25 protein-coding genes and 2 tRNA genes are annotated in these 24,491 nt (G+C 64.4%); 14 read left to right on the forward strand and 13 right to left on the reverse strand.

Annotated elements, in window-relative coordinates:
- Positions 1 to 52: 52 nt before the first annotated feature.
- The 6 genes from KUW62_RS08640 to KUW62_RS08665 form a co-directional block, all read right to left on the reverse strand.
- A complete protein-coding gene (locus KUW62_RS08640) occupies positions 53 to 418 on the reverse strand; it encodes a hypothetical protein (RefSeq protein WP_224815083.1) in 366 nt (121 codons plus the stop codon).
- 221 nt (positions 419 to 639) lie between these two features.
- Positions 640 to 715 (reverse strand) — tRNA-Val (locus tag KUW62_RS08645).
- 46 nt (positions 716 to 761) lie between these two features.
- Positions 762 to 1,361: a histidine phosphatase family protein gene (locus tag KUW62_RS08650; protein WP_224815084.1), complete on the reverse strand. Its 600-nt coding sequence runs from the start codon at positions 1,359 to 1,361 to the stop codon at positions 762 to 764.
- A gap of 192 nt (positions 1,362 to 1,553) precedes the next feature.
- Positions 1,554 to 1,628, reverse strand: a tRNA-Val gene (locus tag KUW62_RS08655).
- Positions 1,629 to 1,641: 13 nt separating this feature from the next.
- Positions 1,642 to 2,136: an HU family DNA-binding protein gene (locus KUW62_RS08660; protein ID WP_224815085.1), complete on the reverse strand. Its 495-nt coding sequence runs from the start codon at positions 2,134 to 2,136 to the stop codon at positions 1,642 to 1,644.
- Positions 2,137 to 2,260: 124 nt separating this feature from the next.
- On the reverse strand, positions 2,261 to 3,037 hold the full coding sequence (locus KUW62_RS08665) for a polysaccharide deacetylase family protein (protein WP_224815086.1): 777 nt from the start codon (positions 3,035 to 3,037) through the stop codon (positions 2,261 to 2,263).
- Between the two features lie 333 nt (positions 3,038 to 3,370).
- Here KUW62_RS08665 and KUW62_RS08670 point away from each other — a divergent pair, with 333 nt between their 5' ends.
- The gene (locus tag KUW62_RS08670) at positions 3,371 to 3,556 is read left to right on the forward strand and encodes a hypothetical protein (protein ID WP_224815087.1); all 186 of its coding nucleotides are present in this window, start codon (positions 3,371 to 3,373) and stop codon (positions 3,554 to 3,556) included.
- A 101-nt stretch (positions 3,557 to 3,657) separates the two neighbouring features.
- Here KUW62_RS08670 and lon read toward each other — a convergent pair whose 3' ends face one another.
- Positions 3,658 to 6,057: an endopeptidase La gene (gene lon / locus KUW62_RS08675; protein WP_224815088.1), complete on the reverse strand. Its 2,400-nt coding sequence runs from the start codon at positions 6,055 to 6,057 to the stop codon at positions 3,658 to 3,660.
- A 389-nt stretch (positions 6,058 to 6,446) separates the two neighbouring features.
- Between lon and KUW62_RS08680 the strand changes: the two genes are divergently transcribed.
- Positions 6,447 to 7,637: a sugar-transfer associated ATP-grasp domain-containing protein gene (locus KUW62_RS08680; RefSeq protein ID WP_224815089.1), complete on the forward strand. Its 1,191-nt coding sequence runs from the start codon at positions 6,447 to 6,449 to the stop codon at positions 7,635 to 7,637.
- A 69-nt stretch (positions 7,638 to 7,706) separates the two neighbouring features.
- Here KUW62_RS08680 and KUW62_RS08685 read toward each other — a convergent pair whose 3' ends face one another.
- Together KUW62_RS08685 and tgt are read right to left on the reverse strand one after the other, a co-directional pair.
- Positions 7,707 to 8,264, reverse strand: coding sequence for a hypothetical protein (locus KUW62_RS08685; protein ID WP_224815090.1), 558 nt, complete (start codon positions 8,262 to 8,264; stop codon positions 7,707 to 7,709).
- A 128-nt stretch (positions 8,265 to 8,392) separates the two neighbouring features.
- Positions 8,393 to 9,523 (reverse strand): tRNA guanosine(34) transglycosylase Tgt, encoded by a 1,131-nt coding sequence (tgt, locus tag KUW62_RS08690; protein WP_224815091.1) that lies wholly within the window; start codon positions 9,521 to 9,523, stop codon positions 8,393 to 8,395.
- 252 nt (positions 9,524 to 9,775) lie between these two features.
- On the opposite strand from tgt, the gene KUW62_RS08695 reads away from it, so the two are divergent.
- The gene (locus tag KUW62_RS08695) at positions 9,776 to 10,303 is read left to right on the forward strand and encodes a hypothetical protein (RefSeq protein WP_224815092.1); all 528 of its coding nucleotides are present in this window, start codon (positions 9,776 to 9,778) and stop codon (positions 10,301 to 10,303) included.
- Here the strand turns inward: KUW62_RS08695 and KUW62_RS08700 are convergent.
- On the reverse strand, positions 10,284 to 10,478 hold the full coding sequence (locus KUW62_RS08700) for a hypothetical protein (protein ID WP_224815093.1): 195 nt from the start codon (positions 10,476 to 10,478) through the stop codon (positions 10,284 to 10,286). The two genes, KUW62_RS08695 and KUW62_RS08700, sit on opposite strands and share 20 nt — an antisense overlap.
- A 106-nt stretch (positions 10,479 to 10,584) precedes the next feature.
- Here KUW62_RS08700 and KUW62_RS08705 point away from each other — a divergent pair, with 106 nt between their 5' ends.
- The gene (locus KUW62_RS08705; protein ID WP_224815094.1) at positions 10,585 to 11,412 is read left to right on the forward strand and encodes a LysR family transcriptional regulator; all 828 of its coding nucleotides are present in this window, start codon (positions 10,585 to 10,587) and stop codon (positions 11,410 to 11,412) included.
- Here KUW62_RS08705 and KUW62_RS08710 read toward each other — a convergent pair.
- Positions 11,409 to 12,224, reverse strand: a complete 816-nt coding sequence (locus tag KUW62_RS08710) for a class I SAM-dependent methyltransferase (RefSeq protein ID WP_224815095.1) — start codon at positions 12,222 to 12,224, stop codon at positions 11,409 to 11,411. The genes KUW62_RS08705 and KUW62_RS08710 overlap by 4 nt on opposite strands.
- A gap of 140 nt (positions 12,225 to 12,364) precedes the next feature.
- Here KUW62_RS08710 and KUW62_RS08715 point away from each other — a divergent pair, with 140 nt between their 5' ends.
- The 5 genes from KUW62_RS08715 to KUW62_RS08735 all read left to right on the forward strand — a co-directional run bounded on the left by KUW62_RS08715 (position 12,365) and on the right by KUW62_RS08735 (position 16,120).
- A complete protein-coding gene (locus tag KUW62_RS08715; RefSeq protein ID WP_224815096.1) occupies positions 12,365 to 12,727 on the forward strand; it encodes an SUF system Fe-S cluster assembly protein in 363 nt (120 codons plus the stop codon).
- A gap of 198 nt (positions 12,728 to 12,925) precedes the next feature.
- Positions 12,926 to 13,603 carry a DUF3307 domain-containing protein gene (locus KUW62_RS08720; RefSeq protein ID WP_224815097.1) on the forward strand — a complete coding sequence of 226 codons (678 nt, stop codon included), beginning with the start codon at positions 12,926 to 12,928 and terminating at the stop codon, positions 13,601 to 13,603.
- 79 nt (positions 13,604 to 13,682) lie between these two features.
- Positions 13,683 to 14,054, forward strand: a complete 372-nt coding sequence (locus KUW62_RS08725; RefSeq protein ID WP_224815098.1) for an iron-sulfur cluster assembly accessory protein — start codon at positions 13,683 to 13,685, stop codon at positions 14,052 to 14,054.
- Positions 14,051 to 14,377 carry a TfoX/Sxy family protein gene (locus KUW62_RS08730; protein WP_224815099.1) on the forward strand — a complete coding sequence of 109 codons (327 nt, stop codon included), beginning with the start codon at positions 14,051 to 14,053 and terminating at the stop codon, positions 14,375 to 14,377. The genes KUW62_RS08725 and KUW62_RS08730 overlap by 4 nt, the downstream gene beginning before the upstream one ends.
- A 36-nt stretch (positions 14,378 to 14,413) precedes the next feature.
- A complete protein-coding gene (locus KUW62_RS08735; RefSeq protein ID WP_224815100.1) occupies positions 14,414 to 16,120 on the forward strand; it encodes a mechanosensitive ion channel family protein in 1,707 nt (568 codons plus the stop codon).
- A gap of 2 nt (positions 16,121 to 16,122) precedes the next feature.
- Here the strand turns inward: KUW62_RS08735 and KUW62_RS08740 are convergent, their stop codons facing one another.
- Complete coding sequence (locus KUW62_RS08740) at positions 16,123 to 17,034, reverse strand: isopenicillin N synthase family oxygenase (protein WP_224815101.1); 912 nt, start codon at positions 17,032 to 17,034, stop codon at positions 16,123 to 16,125.
- A gap of 75 nt (positions 17,035 to 17,109) precedes the next feature.
- On the opposite strand from KUW62_RS08740, the gene tpiA reads away from it, so the two are divergent.
- Positions 17,110 to 17,856: a triose-phosphate isomerase gene (gene tpiA / locus KUW62_RS08745; protein ID WP_224815102.1), complete on the forward strand. Its 747-nt coding sequence runs from the start codon at positions 17,110 to 17,112 to the stop codon at positions 17,854 to 17,856.
- A 60-nt stretch (positions 17,857 to 17,916) separates the two neighbouring features.
- Here the strand turns inward: tpiA and KUW62_RS08750 are convergent, their stop codons facing one another.
- Entirely contained in the window at positions 17,917 to 19,173 is a 1,257-nt protein-coding gene (locus KUW62_RS08750) for a pre-peptidase C-terminal domain-containing protein (protein WP_224815103.1), read from the reverse strand.
- 181 nt (positions 19,174 to 19,354) lie between these two features.
- Between KUW62_RS08750 and KUW62_RS08755 the strand changes: the two genes are divergently transcribed.
- The 4 genes from KUW62_RS08755 (at position 19,355) to KUW62_RS08770 (ending at position 24,483) form a co-directional block, all read left to right on the forward strand.
- Complete coding sequence (locus tag KUW62_RS08755) at positions 19,355 to 21,196, forward strand: ATP-binding protein (protein WP_224815104.1); 1,842 nt, start codon at positions 19,355 to 19,357, stop codon at positions 21,194 to 21,196.
- Positions 21,193 to 22,545, forward strand: a complete 1,353-nt coding sequence (locus KUW62_RS08760; RefSeq protein ID WP_224815105.1) for a sigma-54 dependent transcriptional regulator — start codon at positions 21,193 to 21,195, stop codon at positions 22,543 to 22,545. Before KUW62_RS08755 ends, KUW62_RS08760 begins: the two co-directional genes overlap by 4 nt.
- A gap of 196 nt (positions 22,546 to 22,741) precedes the next feature.
- Complete coding sequence (locus KUW62_RS08765) at positions 22,742 to 23,737, forward strand: TAXI family TRAP transporter solute-binding subunit (RefSeq protein WP_224815106.1); 996 nt, start codon at positions 22,742 to 22,744, stop codon at positions 23,735 to 23,737.
- Positions 23,738 to 23,790: 53 nt separating this feature from the next.
- A complete protein-coding gene (locus KUW62_RS08770) occupies positions 23,791 to 24,483 on the forward strand; it encodes a nitroreductase family protein (protein ID WP_224815107.1) in 693 nt (230 codons plus the stop codon).
- Positions 24,484 to 24,491 lie beyond the last annotated feature (8 nt).

Raw genomic sequence — 24,491 nt, forward strand, 5'->3', positions numbered from 1 at the left:
GCCCGCCGCCAATTCCCCCGCACCGAACCCGTCCTGTGCGCCACCGCGCAGATCAGACGGCTTTCAGCCCGAAGAGTTCGACATCGCGGATCGGCTGTTGTTTCTGGGCCAGTTGGATACCGGTAATCAGGCGAACGATCGTCCAGACCATCCAGAACAACAGCACCAATGCGCCCACCAAGACGAAGGACAGGATGATTCCAAGCACGATCATCAAGAACCCCCACCAGAAGGTGCGGATCAGGAAATCCAGGTGCGTGTCGAGGACCGCGTTATTGCCCCGTTCCACGTAGGCGTAGACCAATCCGCCGATGGCCGCGAAGGGCACGAGGAAGCTTCCGGCATAGACGATATAGATGATGATCGCCGGTTGCAGGGGGTTTCCTTGGCCGGGGGGCATGATCTTGGTGTCGCTCATCGGGCCGTCCTGTCATGTCTGCGCGTTCGGGCGGAGTGTGGCCAGGACTGGACCGGCGGGTCAAGTCGGCGGACCCGTCGGGCCGGGATTTGTCGCCTCCCCGGGAAAGGACCGGGCAAGCGTCCCCGCGTGCTCGGCTGGTGTGCAGGAGCGCCGATGCGGCATCGGCCCCCGGCAGAACCCGCTTCCGGGCGCACGTCTTTTTCTGGAGAAAGGTATGGTGGTGGGTGGTGAGGGGCTCGAACCCCCGACATCCTCGGTGTAAACGAGACGCTCTACCAACTGAGCTAACCACCCGAACCGACGCTCCGCATAGCAAAGGACGCGGCCCCCCGGCAAGCGATTACTCGGCCAGGACGCGCGCGCGCCCCGCCTCCACATGATGCACCACCCCCTGCCCGCCCGGCAGCGCGCCCAGATCGGTCGGCGGCAGATGAAGGGCAAGGCAGCGCAGCAGGCGGGACGTGACGCCATGGGTCACGATGACCGTCGGCCCGGTCAGATCGTCGAGGACCGCGCGGCACCGTTGCGTCATCTCCTGCAACGTCTCTCCACCTGGCGCGTCGAATTTCCAAAGGTGCCGGTCGCGGGACATGTCGATATCGGGGAACTCGGCCCGGATCTCCCCAAGGCTGCGCCCGACCCAATGGCCCACGTTGATCTCTTTCAGCCGATCATCGCTTACCGCATTGGCGACCATGGGACCCAACGCAATCTCGGCGGTCATCTGCGCCCGCCCGGACGGGCTGACCCTGATATCGTAGTGATCCGGCGCGTGCCGTGCCAGAAGCCGCCCCTGCGCCGCTGCCTGCGCCCGCCCCAGATCGGTCAGGGGGGAATCCTTCCACCCCTGCATCCGATCGGCCAGGTTCCACTCCGTCTCGCCGTGGCGAAGGATGAAAAGCGGCGGATAGGTCATGCGGGAAGGCTGGATTTCGGGCACGTGATGTCGTCGCGGGATACAACGCGTCGGTCAGGCCATCCGCAAAACGTCGTGCTCAAAACAACCGTAACAGAAGAAAAATCGTGGGTGATAAGAGACTTGCACTCCTGACCCAGCGCCGCGCATAGCGAGGCGCGTCGGTCAGGCCACCCGCAAAACGTCGTGCTCAACACAACCGTAACACAAGAAAAATGGTGGGTGATAAGAGATTTGAACTCCTGACATCTTCGATGTGAACGAAGCGCTCTACCACTGAGCTAATCACCCGTTGGGCGGGCTTTTAGCTTCCATCGCCGGCATCTGCAAGGGGGGCGACATCGCCCGCATCGGGCGCCTCATCCGCGCGCTTGAGCTTGATCGTCAGCACCGCGCCGTTGGGCTTTTCCATGCGCTTCTTGACCATCAATTTGCCCATGGGCGGCACCACGATTTCGTCTGCTTTGTCGAGCGCCTTGCCCAGTTCGTCCAGCAGAACATCCATCACCATCTTGACGTCGGAGCGTTTGACCGACACGCGATTGGACACCGCTTCGATGAGGTCCGGACGGCGCAGGCGCTCATCCGCCTCTGCGGTGGCGGGGGCCGCGGGTTCGGGCGCTTTGGCCATTTTGGTGGGCGTTTCCTTCACGACGCCAAGGGGGGCGGCGGCCTTCTCCTTCGCTGTGCTCTTGGTCGAGGTCGTCCGGCTGCGGGTCGTGCCGGTCGCGGAGCGTCTTGGCCCCGCCGATGTCGATTTGCGTTTCGTCGTTTTGGTGGATTTCGTGGTCGTCGCCATGCGTCTCGTGCCCCTTTGTCCCTGCGTTGCCTTGATCCCGGCGGATCGGAGCGCAGATTGTTTCCGTTTCACGAACAACCTAACGGATCAGGGGCTTTTCTGCCACCCCGACGCTACAAAAGCGTTAAGCCTGTGGCGAAACCAACCGCAGACGACGGCGATCCCATCGCGGCCAGCCAATCAGTTCGGACACCGTGACGAATCGAAATCCACGCCCGGTGAGGCCGTCAAGCGCCGACGGCATAGCGCGCACCGTCGCCGTGTGGATGTCATGGGCAAGGATCACACCACCGGAATGCCCGCCGCGTACGATGCGCTGCGACACCACCGTCGATCCGGGCCGTTGCCAGTCAAGCGGATCGACCGACCACAGGATCGTGGGCATGGAGCGCGATTGGTGCAGCATCAGGCGCTGGCGGTCATAGAGGTTTCCGTAAGGCGGGCGCATCGTGACCGGCGGGCGGCCCACGGCCGCGAAGACCGCCTGATTTGTGCGGTCGATCTGGTTCAACAGCGCGCCGTCCGAATGCCCGTAGAGGCTGGGATGCGACCACGTGTGATTGCCGATCTCGTGCCCCTCCGCCACCATCCGTTGCAGGATCTGCGGATAGCGCGCGGCGTTGCGCCCGATCACGTAAAAGGTCGCCCGGATACCGCGGACGCGGAGCATATCCAGAAGCTGCGGTGTCAGGCGCGGATGGGGGCCATCGTCGAAGGTCATCGCCACCAGCGGCTGCGCCGTGGGGATGTGCGTGACGGTCGCGTCCACACCGCGCAGGATCGGGCCGCGGCCGGCAAAGCTCTGCCCCGCGGCCTGCGCCTGCGCCGGGCGAACCAAGGCGGGGGCGGCCAGGGCCGCGATGGAGCCAAGAAGCAGGGAACGGCGGTTGAACGAAGACATGTAAACGGACGGCGCAAAAAGGAAAAACGATGCGCTCAACCATGGCGTGCGCTTGCCGCGGCAGGCAACGAATCGGTGGCGGAGGGCTGCGAATCAGTTTTGCTGCGTGGTGTGCGGGCCACGCTTTTCGCGATCTGCGCGCGATTTGAGCGCCATTCCGCCCGCCGGAACCGTGGCTCTGCGGCCACTTTGGGCGGTTTGAACGGCCCGAAAGGATCGATTCCGGCCCCCGGGCGTTGATCGGGGCGCACAAACGTTGTGTTCTACGTGCCGTAATGCTGGCCGTTCCGATCCGGCCACGTCTGCCTGCCTAACTATCTGAGGGGAAATCTCATGAAAAAGCTCGCCTGCGCTGCTGCGCTCAGCCTCGCCGTCATGGCGCCCACCGCGAATGCATCGGGTTACGTGCAGCCGCACACGCCCGAAGTTGTCGTGATCGAAGACACAGCCGCCTCGAACCAAGGCATCTTCGTCCCGGTCTTCGCGCTGCTGCTGCTGATCATGCTGCACCACGGCTGAGGCGCCGTCACGGAACATTCCCGTGACATCCATGAATTGAGAAGCCCCGCCGGAGTGGTTTCCGGCGGGGCTTTTCATTGTCTGGTGAAAGGCGCGACGGATCAGTGCGCCGTGGCCCCGGTGCCCCCGCGTTCGAGTGCCGCCTGGGCCGCGGCCGCTTCTTCCGCCGCCTCGTCCCATTCGATCGGCTCGGGCGTGCTGGTCAGGGCATGTTCCAGAACCTCGGATACGTGATTGACGGGGATGATATTCAGCCCCTCCTTCACGTTATCAGGAATCTCCGCCAGGTCCTTCTCATTCTCCTGCGGGATCAGAACCGTTGTGATCCCCCCGCGAAGCGCGGCGAGCAACTTTTCTTTCAACCCGCCGATGGGCATGGCGTTGCCGCGCAGGCTCACCTCACCGGTCATGGCGATGTCGCGTTTCACCGGAATGCCCGACAGGACCGACACGATGGACGTCACCATCGCAAGACCCGCGCTTGGCCCGTCCTTGGGCGTCGCGCCGTCGGGCACGTGGACGTGGATGTCCATGCGGTCGAATTTCGGTGGTTTCACCCCGATCTGCGGCGCAATCGACCGGACGTAGGAAGAGGCCGCGTCAATCGACTCCTTCATCACATCGCCCAGTTTGCCGGTGGTCTTCATCCGACCCTTGCCCGGCAATTGCAGCGCCTCGATATGCAGCAGGTCGCCGCCCACGGAGGTGTAGGCCAACCCGGTGACGACACCGACCTGGTCCGCATCCTCCGCCAGACCGTAGCGGTACTTCTTCACGCCCAGGAAATCATCGAGATTGTCGAGGGTTACGACAACTTCTTCAACCTCTTTGCGGACGATCTTCGTCACCGCCTTGCGGCAGAGTTTGCCGATCTCCCGCTCCAGGTTCCGCACCCCCGCCTCGCGGGTATAGACGCGGATCATTTCCTGCAGCGCCTCGGGCTCCAGCGTGAATTCCTTGGCCTTCAGCCCGTGGTTCTTCACCTGCTTGGGGATCAGGTGGCGATGGGCAATCTCCGCCTTCTCGTCCTCGGTGTAGCCCGCCAGCGGGATGATCTCCATCCGGTCCAGAAGTGGGCCCGGCATGTTGTAGGAGTTCGCGGTCGTCAGGAACATCACGTTCGACAGGTCGTATTCGACCTCAAGATAGTGGTCCACAAAGGTCGAGTTCTGTTCCGGGTCCAGCACTTCAAGCATGGCCGACGCCGGGTCGCCCCGGAAATCCTGCCCCATCTTGTCGATTTCATCGAGCAGGATCAGCGGGTTCGTCGTTTTCGCCTTCTTCAGCGCCTGGATGATCTTGCCGGGCATCGAGCCAATGTAAGTCCGACGGTGGCCGCGGATCTCGGATTCGTCCCGCACGCCACCCAGCGAGATGCGGATGAACTCGCGCCCCGTCGCCTTGGCAACCGACTTACCGAGCGACGTCTTGCCCACACCGGGAGGGCCGACAAGGCACATGATCGGGCCTTTCAGCTTTTTCGAGCGTTGCTGCACGGCTAGATACTCGACGATCCGCTCCTTCACCTTCTCAAGCGAATAGTGGTCGTCATCGAGGATCTTCTGCGCGCGGCCCAGATCCTTCTTCACGCGGGATTTGGTGCCCCACGGGATCGACAGCATCCAGTCGAGGTAGTTGCGCACGACGGTGGCTTCCGCGCTCATCGGCGACATGTTCTTGAGCTTTTTGAGCTCGGCTTCCGCTTTTTCCCGCGCCTCTTTCGACAGCTTTGTCTCGGCGATCTTTTCTTCGAGTTCCGCGACCTCGCCCGCGCCCTCTTCGCCATCTCCCAGCTCGCGCTGGATCGCTTTCATCTGTTCGTTGAGGTAATATTCGCGCTGCGTCCGCTCCATCTGGGATTTCACGCGGGTCTTGATCTTCTTCTCGACCTGCAGAACCGACATCTCGCCCTGCATCAGGCCATAGACCTTCTCAAGCCGGCCTGCGACTTCAAGCGTTTCCAGAAGCTCCTGCTTCTGCGCCACCTCAATGCCCAGGTGGCCGGAGACCAGATCCGCAAGCTTCGCGGGATCAGAGGCTTCCGAAACCAGCCCTAACGCTTCCTCGGGGACGTTTTTCTTGACCTTGGCGTATTTCTCGAACTCTTCGCCGACAGACCGGGTCAGCGCCGCGATCGCGTCGAGATCGCCCGCCGTCTCGGCCAGCTCCGTCGCGCGAGCCTCGAAAAACAGGTCGGTGGCGGTATATTCCTCGATCCGGACACGGCGACGGCCTTCGACCAGCACCTTGACGGTGCCGTCGGGCAGTTTCAGCAGCTGGAGCACATTGGCCAGCACGCCCATGTCATAGATGCCTTCGGGGCCGGGATCATCCTCGGCCGGGTCGCGCTGGGACGACAGAAGGATTTGTTTGTCATCCTCCATCACCTCTTCGAGGGCGCGGACGGATTTTTCCCGCCCGACGAACAGCGGCACGATCATGTGCGGAAACACGACGATATCGCGCAGCGGCAGGACGGGGTACGTTGTTTGCTCTGGCATAAGCTTCATGCCTTCCTTTGCTTTGGCCGAAGGTCTGGCCCCGCTTTGCGGCAGCCTAGGCCCTCTCCTCTTCAGGATGTCTTAACGTGGGGCGCGCGTGCGGTGGTTTCAAGCGCGTCCATCGCCGCAAATCCTGCACCTCAAGAGGCGTCGCCACAACCCATCCTTTGCGTCCCGCCGACATGACGCCCCAAAATACTGTGGAGAACACCGAAAAACCGACGCCGACGCGCGCCCGTAAAGGAAGGTTTAACGCTTGGGGGTCACACCAGTCGGGTGACGCACGGCGCGCGGGTGCACGATTTGCCCGCCTCGCCCAACTTTGGTCACTTTTCCCCGGCATTGTTTCCAAAACCGGCCCAATCAAGCAGTCATCAAGAGGCAAGACCATGAATATGCAGGCCCCCATCAGCGCCGCACAGCGCGACTACAACAAGTATTCCGGCGGCGAGAAGCTCAGCGTCAGCGAAATGGTGGCCTATGCAGCCAAGAAATCCGGACGCTCCGCCTTGCAGATCGGACGGGAATTCCAGGCGCTGAACCGGTCGGTACGCAAGATCAACATGGAAGAATATCTGCGCTGGGGCCTCTACGACGACACGCGCTTCGATGATGCCAAGCGCGCGGAGTTTATCTCCAACGACGTCCACTGGCCCATCGCGCACAAGGTCAACAAACGCTCGTGGCAGGCCAGCGCCGAGGACAAGATGATGGCGGCATCCGTTCTGTCCACGGGTGGCGTCGCCGTGCCTGAGACAGTCGCCGTGATCGACCATTCGCAACGGATTTACCCCGGCATTGAGAAAGTCGGCTCGCCCGAGCAATTGCGCGATGTGATCAAGGCGCTTGGTACAAGCAAACTCTTCGGCAAGATGCGCGATGGCATGGTCAGCTTCGGCGCGTTTCGGGTCCGCGACGCCGACGCGACGCATATCATTTGTGACGGGCTTGACCCGATGACCTATGAGGCCTTCTTCCGCGAACACCTCGCGGGCGACGCCTACCTTTTGCAGCGCCGCCTCGACAATCACAGCGACCTTGACCCGTTCGCGTCCGGGCTGGCCACCGTGCGTATGCTGAACCTCGTGCGTCAGCAGGACGTGTATTGTCCGATCGCCATCATCTCCATGCCGCAGGGCGACAACGTGGCCGACACGCTTTGGCGCAGCGGCAATATCGCGTGCGAAGTCGACGTCGCAAGCGGCCAGATCAAGACCATCGTTCGCCGCAATGGCCACGATATCGACTTCCTGCCGGACCATGACGTCAACGCGGGCCTGATGGGCATGACGCTGCCCCATTGGGACAAGCTGCGCGAGATGAACGAACGCGCCGCCCGCATCTTCGAGCCGATCAAGTTCCAATCCACCGACATCGCCATCACACAAGATGGCCCGGTCGTGGTTGAACTGAATTACGGAAGTGGCTTCGGCCTTCCCCAAAACGCCAGTGGTCGCGGCCTTCTAAATCCGGTCGTCCGCGGCTTCTTCGAGCAGAACGGGATCAACTTCGATGGACAGGCCGGCACGGAAGAGAAGAAGGCCAAGGGCGGTTTCAGCCTCTTCGGCAAACGCAAGTAGTCGCGACACCAAAAAACAATGCGCGTCGGGGGCTCCCCTCGGCGCGCTGTGTCGTACTGGTCCAGATAATTAACGGCTGAGCGTTACGAAACGGCGCGCCGCGTGACCCATGAACTCCATGTGAAAAATGCCCGAAAGCAGGTCTTCGTTCACCATGTAGAGCAAGGCCTCGAACTGGATCTGCTCCCCTTCCATCACCGCGTCGCCCCGGAAAGACACAAGCGGCAGAAGGTCGGTGGAACAATTTACCGCAACGCCCAGATTGTCGAAATCCATGCGGGTTTGCAGGTTCGGGTCGTCCGCCAGCGTGATACCAAAGTCCCCTGCCATGGCCTCATTGACGACGCGCGTTTCGATGGCCTGCCAATCGCCACCGGCCGCGAAGATCGTGCCGTCGTCGTTGTAGGTGATGGTCACGGCCTCAGCCCCGGACGGCGGTAGGGGCATGTTCATCTGCGGCCCGGAAATGTAGCCCGCACCGTTCGTGCCGGTCCAGTCGCCATCAAGAAGCGGGGCCACAATCGTCTCATATTCATCGGGCGTGACGCTGCAACCGTCGAGCTGTTGCGCGGCGACGGGCGCGCTCAGGATGAGGGTTGCAGCGAAGGCAAAGACGGCGCGTGTCATGGGATAAAACCTTTCGATAAAGCGACAAATCCAACTGCATCACAAATTAGTGAAGACACGACGTGCAGCCCATGGCGGATTTCCCGTCCTTCTCGGGGAAGGGCGCGCCCGCCTTCCCCGTGCGTGCGTCAGAGCGGCTCGATATCACCGCCTGCCCGCAGCGCGTGAAACGCAGCCTCGAACCCAGCAAACCGATCCTCCGCAATCGCCACCCGCATCCCGGCCATCAGCTCCTGATAATAGTGCAAGTTGTGCCAGGTCAGCAGCATGCCGGAGATCATCTCTTGCGCGCGGAAGACGTGGTGCAGGTAGGCGCGGGAGTATTTGGTGCAGGCCGGGCAATTACAATCCTCGTCCAGCGGGCGCGGATCGTCGGCATGGCGCGCGTTCTTGATGTTGACCTGCCCCCGCCGCGTCCACGCCTGCCCCGTCCGCCCCGACCGGGACGGCAGGACGCAATCCATCATGTCGATGCCCCGCTTCACCGCACCCACTATGTCATCGGGCTTGCCCACACCCATCAGGTAACGCGGCTTGTCCGCGGGCAGTTGATCCGGCGCGAAGTCGAGGCAGGCGAACATCGCCTCCTGCCCCTCGCCCACGGCAAGGCCACCGACGGCGTAGCCATCGAACCCGATCTCGCGTAGCGCATCCGCCGATTCCGCGCGCAGATCCTCCTCCAGCCCGCCTTGCTGGATGCCGAACAGCGCGTGGCCCGGGCGGTCCCCGAACGCTTCCTTCGAACGCGCGGCCCACCGCATCGACAGGCGCATGGACTCCTCCAAGGCGCGGCGATCGGCAGGCAGCGCGGGACATTCATCGAAACACATCACGATGTCCGAGCCGAGTAGCTTCTGGATTTCCATCGACCGCTCGGGCGACAGCAGGTGTCTGGACCCGTCGATATGGCTGCGAAACGTGACGCCATCCTCCGTCAACTTGCGCAGATCGGCGAGGCTCATCACCTGAAACCCGCCGCTGTCGGTCAGGATCGGCCCCGCCCAGTTCATGAAGCGGTGCAACCCACCGAGCTTGGCAATCCGCTCTGCCGTCGGGCGCAGCATCAGGTGGTAGGTGTTGCCCAGAAGAATATCCGCCCCCGTCGCGGCCACGCTTTCGGGCATCATCGCCTTGACGGTCGCGGCCGTGCCCACGGGCATGAAGGCGGGTGTTCGTATCTCGCCGCGCGGGGTGTGGATCACGCCTGTGCGGGCCTTGCCGGATGTCGCGTGGCGCGTGAAGGAGAAGCGTTCGGTCATGGCGCCTGAATGAACCGCAAGGGCCGATTTGCCAAGGGCCTGCGCGGGGGAAACGCCGCTTGCATTCCCGCCAGCCTCGCCTCCACACTCCGCCTCACCATCCCCGCGCTCCGGAGCCGCCCAATGCTTGCCATCCGCCTGTTGCTGTTTGCCCTGCTCTCCATCGGCGGCCCCGTCCATGCCCTGACCGTGGCGGAGGTGACGGCAATCCATGACGCCCTGAACGAACCCTAACGCCTGCGCAGTTTTCCCGTGGATGACGCGTTTCGGGGCAATGTCGCGGGTGATCTGGCCCACCGGGACGCCGAATTGCGCAACAGCATTCTTGCTGGTCTGTCCGGCCCCTTCGACGGCGCAATCGTGCATGTCTACACCCAGACCGATACCAGCCTGATTTCCTACATCACGGCAGTGGAGCGAGAGGGAGAGGTCGTTTTGCTGGCGATGCATTCCATCGCCTATTTCGAGCGCCCCGAAATCGTGGAAAGGCGGTTTGCCCTGTTCAACGCGCTGGTGAACGCATGGGACCCGCGCCGGTTCGGGTCGCAATGGACGGAAGAGACATTCGGAACCGCGGCGGAGGCCGTGCGCGCTTACGCCGACGGGGCGCGCAGCGGCCGGTATCCGGGATGGGCCTACGAGAACCGACGCGGCCTGATCTCCGTGGGGCAGACCGTGATCCCCGACTGGTTCGCCGTCACCGTGACATCGATCCAGAATTGCCCGCCGCGTTATCCGCGCGATGGATGGGCGATCCTGTTCATCTGTCCCGACGGGTAGGTGCAGTCCGCGTCGGCGCCCGCCGCCACCCCAGCCATTCCAACCGTCTAGCGCGGCGCGCGCGCTTCAAGGCGGCACGCTCCTCCGCTTTCATCTGCGCAAACAGTTCCCGCTCCTTCATGACGCCCGTTTGCGGTTGCGCCGCGATGTCGATCTTGCGAATGATCTCGTGCATGGCCATATTCCTTTCGTGAAGATGGACTGACCTAGCCGCGTTTCGGCCAAGGTCGCGACCGCCAGGGGTGAAGCCTCGTTTGCAATAATGAAAAGGATGCGCGCCGATGTGGGATGATTTCGCCCTGTTCTCCATCGTTGCCCGCCAAGGCAGTCTCACCGCCGCCGCCGCTGAGGCGGGCGTCAGTGTCGCCACGCTCAGCCGGCGCATGACGGGGCTTGAGGCGGCGCTTGGCCGCCCGCTCTTCCAGCACGGACGCCTCGGCTACGCACTGACCTCGGAAGGTAGGGAGCTTCTGCGCCGCACCGAACGGATGGAGGCCGCCGCCGCCGACATCACGGCATGGCGCGACCGCCCCCGGGGCAAACGCCGCGTCCGCATCTCCGCCGGAACCTGGACCTCCCTGATGCTGGCGCGGCACCTGGAGGAGTTCTGGCGACCCGAATACGATTGGGTGCCCGAATTCCTGCAAAGCGAGCGGGACATGGACATCGCGCGGCGAGAGATCGACATCGGCGTGCGAAACCGGCGACCAAACCAACCCTGGCTGGCGGGACGGCGGACGGGCAGCGTCGAATTTGCGGTCTACGGCCGCGATGCGGACGTCATGGGCTGGATCGGGGCCGCCGGTGACAGGGCCGTCACCCCGTCGGCGCAGTGGACCGATGCGCATCATGGCGACGCCGTTGTGACCCGCGCGAACGAGGCGCCCCTTGGCCTTGCCATGGCGCAAGCCGGGATCGGGCGCATGGTCTTGCCGACCTTCGTGGGCGACCTGACAGATGGCCTGATCCGCCTGGACGCGCCGATCGATGCGCTGGGCTCAGAGCGTTGGCTCGTCTGTCACCACGAAGGCCGCCACGATCCACCGATCCGCCACGCAATCACCGCGTTGGCGGGCTTTCTCGCCCCGACCGGACAAACACGGCCCTAGGCCACGGCGCGCACGAAGTGGAAATTCCCGGGCACGCGGACGGCACCATCCTCAACCATCTCCGCAAACCCCTCTACCATCCCGGCTTTCACGGCGTCGCGTTGGCTGTCGGTCAGGGTCCCCGCGTCCTTCGCCTGACCGATCCGCATGGACGCCGCACCGATCGTCATCTGGATCGACGCAACATGTTCCGGCGATCCCGGCGGCGCAAGAACCATATCCAGGGTCTCAATCTCTGCCGACCATCCCGCATCGGACAAAATGGCGTGCAACTTTTCGACATCGCCGAACCGCATCGGACCGGGCCCCGTCGGATCGAATGCCGCGCCCGGCCCGAATACGCCTGCCGCAACACGTCCGGGCATGGTGAAATACGGGTTTCTCTCAGGCGGTCCCCAGCAGGCGAAATGCAAGGGTGCACCGGGCTTCATCGCGCGGCGGATATTGGCGAAGGCCGCAACGCTGTCGCGGAAGAACATCACGCCGAACAAAGATATCGCCGCGTCAAAGGTTGCAGGCTCGAATGCGTGGTCCTGCGCATCGGCGACAATCACGTCCACGTTTCTAGGCGTGCGCTCGCGCGCCCTGTCCGCGAAGGGTGGCGCGACTTCGATCCCCGTCACCTGACCGTCAGGCCCCACCGCCCGTGCCGCATCCAGAAGCGTGATACCGGCGCCCGGTCCGATATCGAGAACCCGCTGCCCCTTTTTCAAATTCGCGCGCGCCATCAATTCATGGCGCACCGGGGCGTGGGCCGCATCCGTATCCGCCTCGATCCGCAGCCACGGCGCGGCCATTGCAGTCCAATCCATCGACATCCCTCCGCGGTGCACCACGCCACCCTTGCCTGCATGGCGCCCCACAGAAAAGGGAATACGCCGCATCGCCTATGCCTTTACGCCCAATGCCCCAATCCTTATATCTTCGCTCAGGTACACAAGCGGATGGCCACATGACCGAGCAGACACCCAAGATGGAAGGCGCGCCGCTGATCCGGCCCTCCACCACCGACCACGCGCTCTACGATTCTGTCGTGGAGGCGTGCCGCTCCGTCTACGATCCTGAAATCCCGGTGAATATCTATGACCTCGGCCTGATCTACACGATCGAGATCGGCCCGGAGAGTGATGTCGAGATCATCATGACCCTGACCGCACCCGGTTGCCCCGTTGCGGGCGAGATGCCGGGATGGGTCGCCGACGCGGTGGAGCCACTCGACGGCGTGAAGACGGTGAACGTGGAAATTACTTGGGAGCCGCCCTGGGGCATGGACATGATGTCCGACGAGGCGCGCCTGGAGCTTGGCTTCATGTAAAGCCGCGTCCGCGCCCAAACGCGACCCGGTTTTTCCCTCCTGTAAAGACAGGCATTCCTTAACCTTCGGGGCGCTTGTTCCCGGCCCCCGCCCCTGCCATGATCCGCCTGGGGTAAAGACGCAGGGGCCAGCATTCTCGCCGGCTGCCGGTGCCGCGCAACGGGCGCGCGCACCCGATCACGAGGATTGATCACCCGGATGGCAGCCTACACGTTTTCGGCCCTGTTCCTGGCCCATGTGATCGCCGATTACGTGCTCCAGACCACGTGGATGGTCGTGAACAAGAAACGTGCCATCGCGATGGCAGCCCATATCGGGTTGGTCCTTGGCACCATGTGCCTGACGACGCTGTCCTTCCATCCCGGTTTCATCGCGCTCGCCCTGGCCCATCTGTGGATCGACATCGTCAAGACCTACGCGATGCCCGAAGGTTTGGGGGCCTATGTCGCGGACCAGCTTCTGCACATCGCCTCCATCGCCGGGGTGGCCCTGTTCTTCCCGATGATCTGGGCGATGAGCCCGCTGGCGGACGTCGAGAACCTGCCGCTTTACTACATGATCGCTGCGGGCGTGCTTTTCGCCGCGCGCGGCGGGCAATATGCGGTCGCCACCATCGTCGCGCGCCAGGGGCTTGGCAAAAGCGACGGCGTGGTCGTCGGATGGGCCGAACGCGCGGCTTTGTGCGTAGTGCTGATCGGCGGCTTTCCGATCCTCTCCGCGGCGGTTGTGGCCGCCAAGGGCCTCTACCTTGCCGTTCGTGCGCCGGGTCGCGAGGATCTGGGCCGCAAACGTCTGATCCTTGGAACGATTGTCAGCCTTCTATGGGGCTTCGGCGTGGCCATCCCCCTCGCCCTTGTGATGCCGATGATGCAGTGACACCGGCCTTGCGGGGCTTGAGCCGAAGTACACAGGCGCTTACATATCCCCCATACGCGTCATCCAAAGGACCGCCCCGATGTTCGGTATCCCCGGAAAACAAGCCGTCACCATGACCGACAAGGCCGCGCGGCAGATCGCCAAGCTCATGGAGCAGGGCGGCACGCAAGGTCTGCGGATCGGGGTGAAGAAGGGCGGCTGCGCGGGCATGGAATACACCATGGATTACGTGTCCGAGATCGACCCCAACGATGAGGTGGTGGAACAGGATGGCGCGCGGGTGATGATCGCCCCCATGGCGCAGATGTTCCTGTTCGGGACCGAGATCGACTACGAGGTGTCGCTGCTGGAGGCGTCCTTCCAGTTCCGCAACCCCAACGTGGCCGATGCCTGTGGCTGCGGTGAGTCGATCAAGTTCAAGGATATCGACGAGTTGAGCGCCGAGACGTGAGCGTTTCGGCGGAGGAGATTGCCCACGCGGTGGAGCTGTTCTCGGGTCTTGGCGACATCACCACACGCAAGATGATGGGCGGGTTGTGCCTCTATCACGAGGGCACGATTTTCGCGCTTCTGATGTCCGACGGGCAGCTTTACCTCAAAGGCGCCGGGGACTTTCAGCAGGTTCTCGAAGACGAGGGCTGCACCCGCTGGCAGTATCAACGCGAAGGGCGCGACAAGCCGACATTCATGCCCTACTGGACCATGCCCGATGCGGCGCTCGACGATCCCGATGTCGCCGTCGCTTGGGCCCGGCGGGCGCTTGCCCATCTCTGATATGGAACCTTGCGGGCCCTTGTTCGTTTGGCTCTCATGGCCATACCCAAACCTGTCTTCCCGCTGCATCGCCTCATCGGGGCACTCTTCCTGTGCATCGCGTGCCTCGCTACGCCATTCGCCACACCGCTGAATGCGCAATCACCCGAGGCGCATTTCTTCGACAGCCCACCCGTCAACACCGGCCTTGGCCCCAGGCCCGAGGTGATTGATCTGCGCACGCCGCGCAGTGCCATGGCGAGCTTTATCGCCGCCACGCAATCCGGCGATTACGAAAGTGCGGCCCACGTGCTCGATCTAGGCGACCTCCCGCCGGAGGTGCAGCGACGCGAAGGGGCCGACCTGGCGCGGCGCCTTTCCGTTGTGATCGACCGACAAGCGATCCTCGATTGGTCATTGTTGCGCAACCGCGCCGATGGGCTCAACGCTATCGGGCCGGATCAGGACCCCATGGTGGGGGAGCCGCGCCGGTCTCTTTTGCTGCGAGAGTTGGACCTGACCCCTGCGCCGGCCGCCTTGCGCCTGAACCGCATCCGCTCCGGCGGCGAAGGTGGCGATCTGGTCTGGGTCTTCTCCCGTGAAACGGTGGCCGACATCGACGCCCTCTACGACCGCTACGGCCCCTCGGAATGGGAGGCCCTGTTGCCGCCCGCCCTCACCCAAGACGCATTCGGTGGCCTGATGTGGTGGGAGCTGATCGGTCTACCGCTGCTATTGCTCACGGCGGCGGCGACCGGGTTTTTGACCGCACGGATTTTCCGGCCCATCCGCAAACGCGCTGGCCGATTGGGGGAGCGTATCGTTGCCGCGGCGCAGACGCCCGCGATCATCGCGGCGGTCACGACAATCCTGTCCTGGGGCACGACGCAGGTGCTTGTCTTCTCCTCCGTCCTGTCGACCTTCATCTCGCCCCTCGTGGCCATCGGGTACACCACCGCGGCGCTGATGCTGGTGATGAATGTTCTGGGCGCGATACTAGAGCGGCTGATGGGCCCCGACGCCGCCGACCTGACCCATCGCGAGGTGGCCGAGCAGCGCCGGGCCGCGACCCGGGTGGCGGCGTTGCGGCATATGCTCACCGTTGTGGTCTTCCTCGTGGGCGCAGGCATCGTCATGTCCCAGGCCGAGATTTTCCGGGGCCTCGGCTTGTCGCTTCTCGCCTCCGCCGGGGCGGTCACGCTCGTCATCGGCTTCGCCGCGCGGCAGGTCTTGGGCAATATTCTCGCCAGCCTGCAAATCGCGCTCAACCAATCCGCGCGGGTCGGCGACCGGATCATGTGGCACGACAAGCTGTGTTACGTGGAACAGATTAACTTCACCTACGTCTTGCTGCGCAATTGGGACGATACGCGTGTCGTCGTCCCGGTGTCGGAGTTCGTTTCCGAAACCTTCACGAACTGGACGCTGGAAGATCCGGCGATCTTACGCATCCTCAAATTCAAACTCTCGCCCGACGCCGATCTGGATGCCCTGCGAAAGGCGTTCCACGAGATCCTGGAGGATATGAAAGCCGGCGACCACGGGTCGGAGATGGGCGACATCGACGAGGCCGAGATGGTCGTCGCCGGGCAGGATGCCCTGGGGATCGACGTGTGGTTCGGGGTGCCGTGCCTTGATCCGTCCACCCAATGGGGCGTGTCGTGCACGGCGCGCGAGCGGATCGTTCAGGCCGCGCGCGACATTGCCGAGCGCTCCGAACGCCCGGTCTTCCCCGACGGCGCGGTGATGGAGGCCGCGGCCTAGACTCAGGCCGTTTCAGCGCCCTGCAGGTGCGTGTAGGTTTCCGTGTACCGCTTCGACAGATGCGCGCCCGCCGTGATGGGCGCCTGCCCCGGGGCGGAGACATCGGTGTCGTAGACCGGGTTGAAGAAAAGCGGGATTGAAATCCGCTCCAGCGGACCGCCGATCACGCGATGCGGCGTGGCACGCACCTGTCCCGCGGTCCACATCTCCAGCATCTCGCCGAAATTGATGATGAAGGCGCCGGGCTGCGCCTCCACCGGAACCCATGTGCCATCACGCAACTGCACCTCCAGCCCCGGCTGGCCGTCCGTCGCCAGCAATGTCAGGCATCCGTAATCGGTATGGGCGGCGATCCCGAAATCCTTCTCTCCTGCCCAGTCGGGTCGCTCGGGGTAGTAATTGCCGCGCAGAAGGGCCATCGGACGCGCGAACTTGTCGGCGAAGAAATCCTGATCCCGGCCGATCGCCGCCGAAATTCCGCGCAGAAGGTCCAGCGCCACGGCGCGGGCTTGGCTGAAATAGCCCTCCACCATCCGCTGAAACCCCTCCGGCGCGTCGGGCCATTGGTTGGGCGCATAGACCGGAAGGCGCGCGAACGGATCGCCGGGCGGCAATTCCACGCCGCAATCGAACACTTCCTTGTAGTCGGGATTGGCGTCGGGATCGACCTGCTCTGACCCCGCGCCGCCCCAGCCACGGTTCGATCCGGTGACGTTCATGTTCACCGCCTCCTTCACCGCGCGCGGCCCCTTGAAGAACGCGCGATAGGCGGCGATCACCTGTGCGACGCCTTCGGCGCTCAACGCGGTGTTGTGGAGCGTCAGGAACCCGATCTCCTCCGCCCCGCGTCGTGCGGCGTCCAGGGCCTCCGGATCGCGGGCCGCAAGGGCGTCGGCGTCAATGTGCGGGATCATTGGTGAAACACCTCTCGGGTTGACCATGGGCTATGCGCCTGCCATCGCAGGGGCACACATCGGATGGAGGCGGCCATGGCACGCAAATTGGCGGCAGGCAATTGGAAGATGAACGGAAGCCTCGCGGCTCTGGCGGAGGTCGACGCCCTGATCGGCGATCTGGACGGCGGGTGCGAGGTGCTGCTGTGCCCGCCCGCCACGCTGATCGCGCCGATGGCGGCGCGTGCTACGGGCTCCGCCCTGATGGTCGGGGCGCAAACCTGCCACCCGGCTACATCGGGCGCCCATACCGGAGACCTGTCTGCGGCGATGCTGGCGGAGGCCGGTGCCACCCACATCATCACCGGCCATTCGGAACGGCGCACCGATCACGGGGAAACCGATGGCGACGTCGCGGCACAGACCCAAGCGGTCCTGGATGCGGGCCTGATCGCCATCGTCTGCGTCGGAGAGACGGAGGCGGAGCGCGATGCAGCGGTAACGCTCAACGTGATCTCCACGCAGCTTGCCGGTTCCATCCCCGAAGGTGCCGCACCCGCCCAGATCGTGGTGGCCTATGAGCCGGTCTGGGCCATCGGCACAGGCCGCACCCCGACGCTGGACCAGATCGCCGATGTGCACGCCCATATCCGAGAGGAACTGTCCGAGAGACTGGGGGCGGCACAGGCCGATCACATTCCGCTCCTCTACGGCGGGTCGGTCAAGCCGGGCAACGCGGCAGAGATTTTCGGTGTGCAGCATGTGGATGGTGCCCTGGTCGGCGGCGCATCCCTGAAGGCCGCCGATTTCGGCCCGATCGCCGCGGCCCTTGCCGCAAGCTGACCGCCCACAAAAAAGGGCCGCCCACGCCCAACGGCAGGCGGCCCGCATCTCAACCGCGCATCAAGGGGCCGGAACGTACCGTTCCGTCGCGATGCGGATGATCCCCTGGTAGCTGTCGGAATACTGCCGCACCGCCAGCAGGTAGCGCCCGGGATTGACCCGTGCCACGATTTGGCTGTTCAGGGTTCCGCCGCTGTCGTCATTGAACGCGATCTCCTGACCGATATCGTTGTAGAGGATGATCAGCGGATCACTGTCCGTCACCTCAACGGCGTCGATCACGATGGCCCCGCCCTCGGGCACGGTGAAGGAGAACCACGTCGCGTTCCGTCCGGAGATCTGCTGATCGCGGACCGATCGGCTGGGCAGCTCACCCATATCGACAATCGGGTAGGACCCGTCGAGCGGCGGGGCCGCGTCACCGATATCATAGAGCTGGTGCAACGCGGCCTCGGCGTCGTATTCCACGACCGACAGGGTCACGGGCTGGTTCGGATCGGACAGCGCGCGCATGCCGATGCAATAGGTGCCCGGCTGGAGCGGCGACGTGAAGTCGATCCTGCTGTTGAGCGATTGGTAATCGTCGTTTTCCGCAAGCAGCGTTCCGTTGCCGTCGAACACGTAGATATATGGATCGGCGGACGGGTTTTCTGCGGTGATCGACACCGGCTGCGCACTGTCGAGGACAAAGCGATAATAGGGCGCGCCGTTGGTCGAATTCGTCGCGGAAACGCCGTCGCCCAACTGGCCGTCAATGGGACCGGTGCCAAGTGGGATTGCGGGGGTTTCGGATGTGCAGGGGTCGATCCCCACGAAGAGGGAGCCGCCACCGCCGAAGAACCCGCCGCTCAGGCCCTGGGTGATCGCCTCGTGTTCCAGACGTCCGACCTGTACATCGGCGTTGAGGCTGCCGCCCGCCCATCCGCGGGTGGCCAGGCAATACTCTCCGGCCTGCAATTGCGTCTCCGCGCGCGAGGCGAGGCCGCCACCGCTGTCGTCATCGGTCACAACCAGCGTGCCATTGGCGTCATAGACCTCGATCACGCTGTCGCCGGTCGGGTTGGGCTGCGCCTCAAGGCGGAATTCGCCGGGCGTGCTGACGCTGAAATAAACGACATTGTTGCCCTGGGCCGGGATCGGAAGTCCGGCGATGAACAACGGACCCTCAGAGGTGGAGATATCCGACGCCTCCGGGCTTCCGCCGATCCATTGGCCGGTCGCGCCGACGCCACCGCAAGACACCGCCTGGGCCGAGGCCGCGGCGGCACTCAGCGCCAGCGCCGCCGTCGTGGCAAGCGCGGTAAAGGTATAATTCATTAGCATTCCTCCAAATCGTGCCGAAGGCGTCCTGTCGCGCGTCGGCTCCGATGGTCATTTATGCATGACGCCCCCGCGTGATCCAGCAAAAGACGCGCCCCGGGTGGCGGGGAAATTTGGGCATTGGGCGACGCCGACGCGGTGCTGGCCAGTGGAATAAGGCCCTGCCATAGTCGGGCCTATGGTCGAGTCAGCCCCGCTTTCCCCCGCGCGCCCGCGCGCCAGCCGCCCCCGGCGTGCGATCTGGGCCGTTGCGCTTACCGTGGTCCTGGGCCTTGGCATCTTGCTGGCGCTTTCGCCGCGCATCGAACGGATCTACCTGCGCCAGGCCGGGACGGAGGACACCGCCACCCTGCAACTGGCAACCGAGGTTTTGCGCGGGGCGTTGGAGCGGACGGAAGCGCTGCCGGCCCTGATCGCGGAACGCCCCATTTTGCGACAATTGCTGGCCGAGCCGGGGAATGAGGGGCTCGCCCCCTTCACGAACGAGATGCTGCGCAATATGGCCCTGTCGCTGGACGTGTCCGATATCTACGTCATGGATGTCGAGGGCCACACGATCGCCGCGTCCAATTACCGGGCTGACCGCTCCTTCATCGGACAGAATTTCGCCTATCGCCCCTATTTCACCGATGCGATGAATGCCGGCCTGGGCCGGTTCCATGCCCTTGGCACCACGTCGGGGCAGCGTGGCTATTTCTTCGCGGCGCCCATCCTCGACAACACGCTGATCGTCGGGGTCGTGGCTGTGAAACTGAGCCTCGATGAATTCGAGGATGCGTGGCAGGAAAGCGATGCGTCGATCATCGTGACCGACACCAACAACGTGATCTTCCTGTCCGACCGACCAGATTGGCATTTCGCCACGCTCGGCCCATTGCCCCCCGCCGCGCTCGACCGGATCGAGGCGACACGCCAATACCCCGCGGCCCGCCTGACCCCGTTGACCGTCGCCTCCGAGCGATTGAGCGATGGCCTCGACCTGACCACCGTCGGGGAGGAGGCGTTCGTGCAACAAACCGCTCTGATCGCCGCGCCGGGGTGGCGCGTTTCGATCCTGACGCCGACCGGTCCCGCAATCCAGCAGGCGTGGAGCACGATGTTTCTCATGGCGCTTGTCGTGGTGATGCTGGGGCTTGTGATCGCCACCATCCTTGGCCGCCGCGCGCGCCTGATCGAACGGCTGGCCGCCGAGCAATCCCTTGCGGCCCTGTTGGAGGCTCGCGTGGCGGAACGCACGGCAGAGCTCAAAGACGAGGTGGAGGAGCGGCGCGCGACCGAGGATCGTCTGCGCCGTACCCAGGCGGAGCTTGTGCAGGCGGGCAAGCTGGCAGCACTTGGGTCGATGTCCGCCGCGCTCAGCCACGAATTCAACCAGCCCCTCGCCGCCGTGAAATCCTACGCGGAAAATGCGGGCACCTTCCTCGATCGCGCGCGGGTCGCGGATGCGCGCGACAACATCTCGCGCATCTCCGCGCTGGCCGACCGGATGGCCACGATCTCCAAGCATCTGCGCAATTTCGCCCGCCGCCCGCAGGACAAAACCGGTCCGGTCTCCCTCGGGCCGATTGTCCGTGACGCGTTGGAACTGATGGATGCGCGCCTGCGTGCGGAGGGGGCGGATGTGGTCTTCACGCCGCCCGAGGTCGATATCTGGGCGCGCGGCGGGCCGGTGCGGTTGCAACAGGTCGTCGTGAACCTGCTGGGCAATGCACTCGACGCGATGGCGGATCAGGACATGCGTCCGATCCACCTTACCGTGACCGGGGGGGACGCACCGGAAATCCGCGTGCGCGATTTCGGCCCCGGCCTGTCCGACGACGCGCTGGCCCAGGCGTTCGATCCGTTCTTCACCACCAAGGATCCCGGTCACGGACTGGGCCTGGGTCTGTCGATTTCCTACAATATCATCCGCGATTTCGGCGGGCGGCTGCTGGCGGAGAATGCACCGGATGGCGGCGCGATCTTCCGCGTGACGCTGGAGGCGGCCGCCCCCGACGCGCCCGAGATGGCCGCCGAATGAGCCCTGCCCCGCCTCCCGACACCGCGCCCGTGATCTTCGTCGATGATGAAGAGGATCTGCGCCGCGCGGCGGAACAGACGTTTTCCCTGGCTGAGCTTCCCCTGCTGCCCTGCGCCACGGCGCAGGAGGCCCTGGCCCATGTCACCCCCGCCTTCCCCGGCGTGATTGTGACCGACATCCGGATGCCCGGCATGGACGGCACGGAGTTGATGGAGGCGGTCCTGTCGCGCGACCCCGACATGCCGGTGATCCTCGTGACGGGACACGGCGACGTGGATCTCGCCGTCAGCTCCATGCAGCGCGGCGCCTATGATTTTGTCGAAAAACCCTACAATCCCGCGCGATTGGTCGAAACCGTGCGGCGCGCACTGGAAAAGCGCCACCTGACGATGGAATTGCGCGCCCTGACCGCCGGGGCCTCGGAAGGGGGGGATGATCCCATCGCCAACCGCCTGATCGGGCGCAGTGCGGTCATGGCGCGTCTGCGCGCCGATCTGCGCGCCGTGGCCGCCACGCACGCCGATGTCCTGATCGAAGGGGCCACCGGCACCGGCAAGGAGGTCGCGGCCCGCGCGCTCCACGCCGCCTCCGCGCGGGCGGCGCGGCCCTTCGTGGCGATCAATTGCGCCGCATTGCCCGACGCGATGATCGAGTCGGAGCTTTTCGGCCACGCGCCGGGCGCATTCCCCGGCGCCACGCGGGAGCGGTACGGCAAATTCGAACACGCCCGCGGCGGCACGCTCTTTCTCGACCAGATCGACAGTCTGCCGCTGCCGGTGCAGGGCAAATTGCTGACCGCGCTCCAGGACCGCGCCATCACGCCCCTTGGCTCCAATGAGCCGGTGGCTCTGGACCTGAGGGTCGTCGCGGCGTCCAAGCGCGCCCTGGCCGAGGCGGTCGCCGAAGGGTCCTTTCGCGACGATCTGCTCTATCGTCTGAACGTCTTCACCCTGCGCTTGCCCCCGCTTTCGGCCCGGCGGGAGGATATTCCCGGCCTCTACCAGATCCTCCTGGCCAAGGCGTCGGCACAGCATGGCCGGCCCGTACCGCGCGTGACGACCGATGATCTTGCCCGCCTCGCCGCCCGTGACTGGCCCGGCAATGTGCGCGAGCTGCGGAATGAGGCGGAGCGGGCGATCCTGGGCCTCGACCGATCCGACCTGCCCCAGCCCACCGGCCGATTGTCCGATAGAATGGCCGAGCACGAGCGGGGCCTGATCGCCGCCGCCCTCGCCGCCAATTCCGGTGTCATCAAGGCCACGTATGAGGCCTTGGGGATCAGCCGCAAAGCCCTTTACGAGAAGATGCAGAAGCACGGATTGGACCGGCAGGCTTTCCGCAGCGACTGACGAAATCGCCCGATGGGTAAAAATCGACACATCGGACTCCCGGTGATGGGTCGAAACCCACCCACTTTCCCGATTCAATACGCGTGTTAGCGCAAACAACCGGGATGTTTCATTGCCGTCCCCTAAGTCAGGCGTCACCAACCAAGCCAAGCGCGCGGGATGGGAGCCCGGGCGCGGAAATCCTAGGGAGAATTCCATGACTTTCACGAAATTGGGCGCGCTGACGCTCACCACTGCCATTGTGGCCACGTCCGCGTTCGCCGACGGCCACCAGGACCGCACCGGCTGGCCCGAAAGCTTCACGCTCGGCACCGCAAGCCAGGGCGGCACCTACTTCGCCTATGGCTCCGGCTGGGCCAACCTGGTGGCGGAAGAGCTGGGCATCTCCGGCGGCGCCGAAGTGACTGGCGGCCCGATGCAGAACATGGCGCTGGTCCATACGGGCGAGGCACAGTTCGGCATGACCACGATGGGCCCGGCGGCGGATTCGCTTGCGGGCAACAACCCGATCGCACCCGGTCTGCAAATGACCAATGCCTGCGCGATGTTCCCGATGTACGAGACGCCGTTCTACATCGCGGCGCTTGCCTCTTCGGGCATCAACTCCGTGTCCGAAATCCCGGCCGGCGCGCTGATGGGCTTCGGCCCTGCAGGCTCCACCGCCGACACCTACTTCCCGCGCATGATGGAAGCCCTCGGCGCAGAGGTGGAGCGTCGCAACGGCAGCTTCAACGACATGGGCAGCCAGCTGCAGGACGGTCTTCTGGATGTATGGGGCGTTGCAGGTGGCGTTCCGACGCCCGCGATCAGCCAGCTTGAGGCGCAGACCGAGATCTCCATCATCGAGATGAGCGAGGACGAGCTTGCCACGATCCTCGAAAGCTTCCCGGTATCGCCGTTCGAGATCACGGCGGAGACGTACCAGGCCCTCGATGCCGCCTCACCCGCCGTGTCGATGTGGAACTTCGCCATCGCCAATTGCGAGTTGCCCGACAGCTTCGTCTACGCGGTCGTGGACACGATCATGGCCGACAACGAGCGGATGGTGAACATCCACCGCGCGGCCACCGCAACGCTGCCCGAGAACTGGGATGCGAATAACGGTGTGATGATGTGGCACCCCGGTGCGGCCCAGTGGTTCACCGAAAATGCCGGGGCGGAAATCGCTGCCGACATGATCCACGGTAACTGATAGACCTTAGGGGCGGGCCTGTCCTTGGCCCGCCCCAACCCTTGAGTACGCCGATGTTCGCGCGATCCCACCTGACATACGAGGCGCTGCCCCTGCCCGACCGGATCGCGGTGGATGACACCGCCATGCGCGCCGCCGCACAGGCCGCCTACGACGATATCCGCACCCGCCACACGGTCCGCGATTACGCGGAGACGCCCGTCCCCCGCGACGTGATCGAAAGCTGCGTCATGGCCGCCGGAACGGCCCCTTCGGGCGCAAACCACCAGCCATGGCATTTCGTAGCCATCGCCGATCCGGCGCTCAAGGCCCGCATCCGCGAGGAAGCGGAACTGGAGGAGCAGCGCTTTTATGACGGCGGCGCGGGCGATGAATGGCTCAAGGCGTTGGAGCCCATCGGGACCGACGCCTCCAAACCGCACCTGACCACCGCGCCATGGCTGATCGTGATCTTCGCGCAGCGTTGGGGCGCCTTCGACGACGGCACGCGGTTCAAGAATTACCACGTGCCCGAAAGCGTCGGCATCGCGACGGGCTTCCTGATCTGGGCGCTGCACCGCGCCGGGCTGTCGGTTCTTACCCACACGCCGAACCCGATGAAATTCCTCAACGGCGCCCTCGATCGCCCGGCCTCCGAGAAACCGACGATGATCCTCGCCGTGGGGCACGCCGCGCCCGATGCGACCGTGCCCGCCGTCGCCAAAATCAAGAAACCGCTGACCGAAATCCTCAGCATCAAGGACTAGGGCCGGAC

This window comes from Hasllibacter sp. MH4015, from assembly GCF_020177575.1.
GTDB lineage: Bacteria > Pseudomonadota > Alphaproteobacteria > Rhodobacterales > Rhodobacteraceae > Gymnodinialimonas.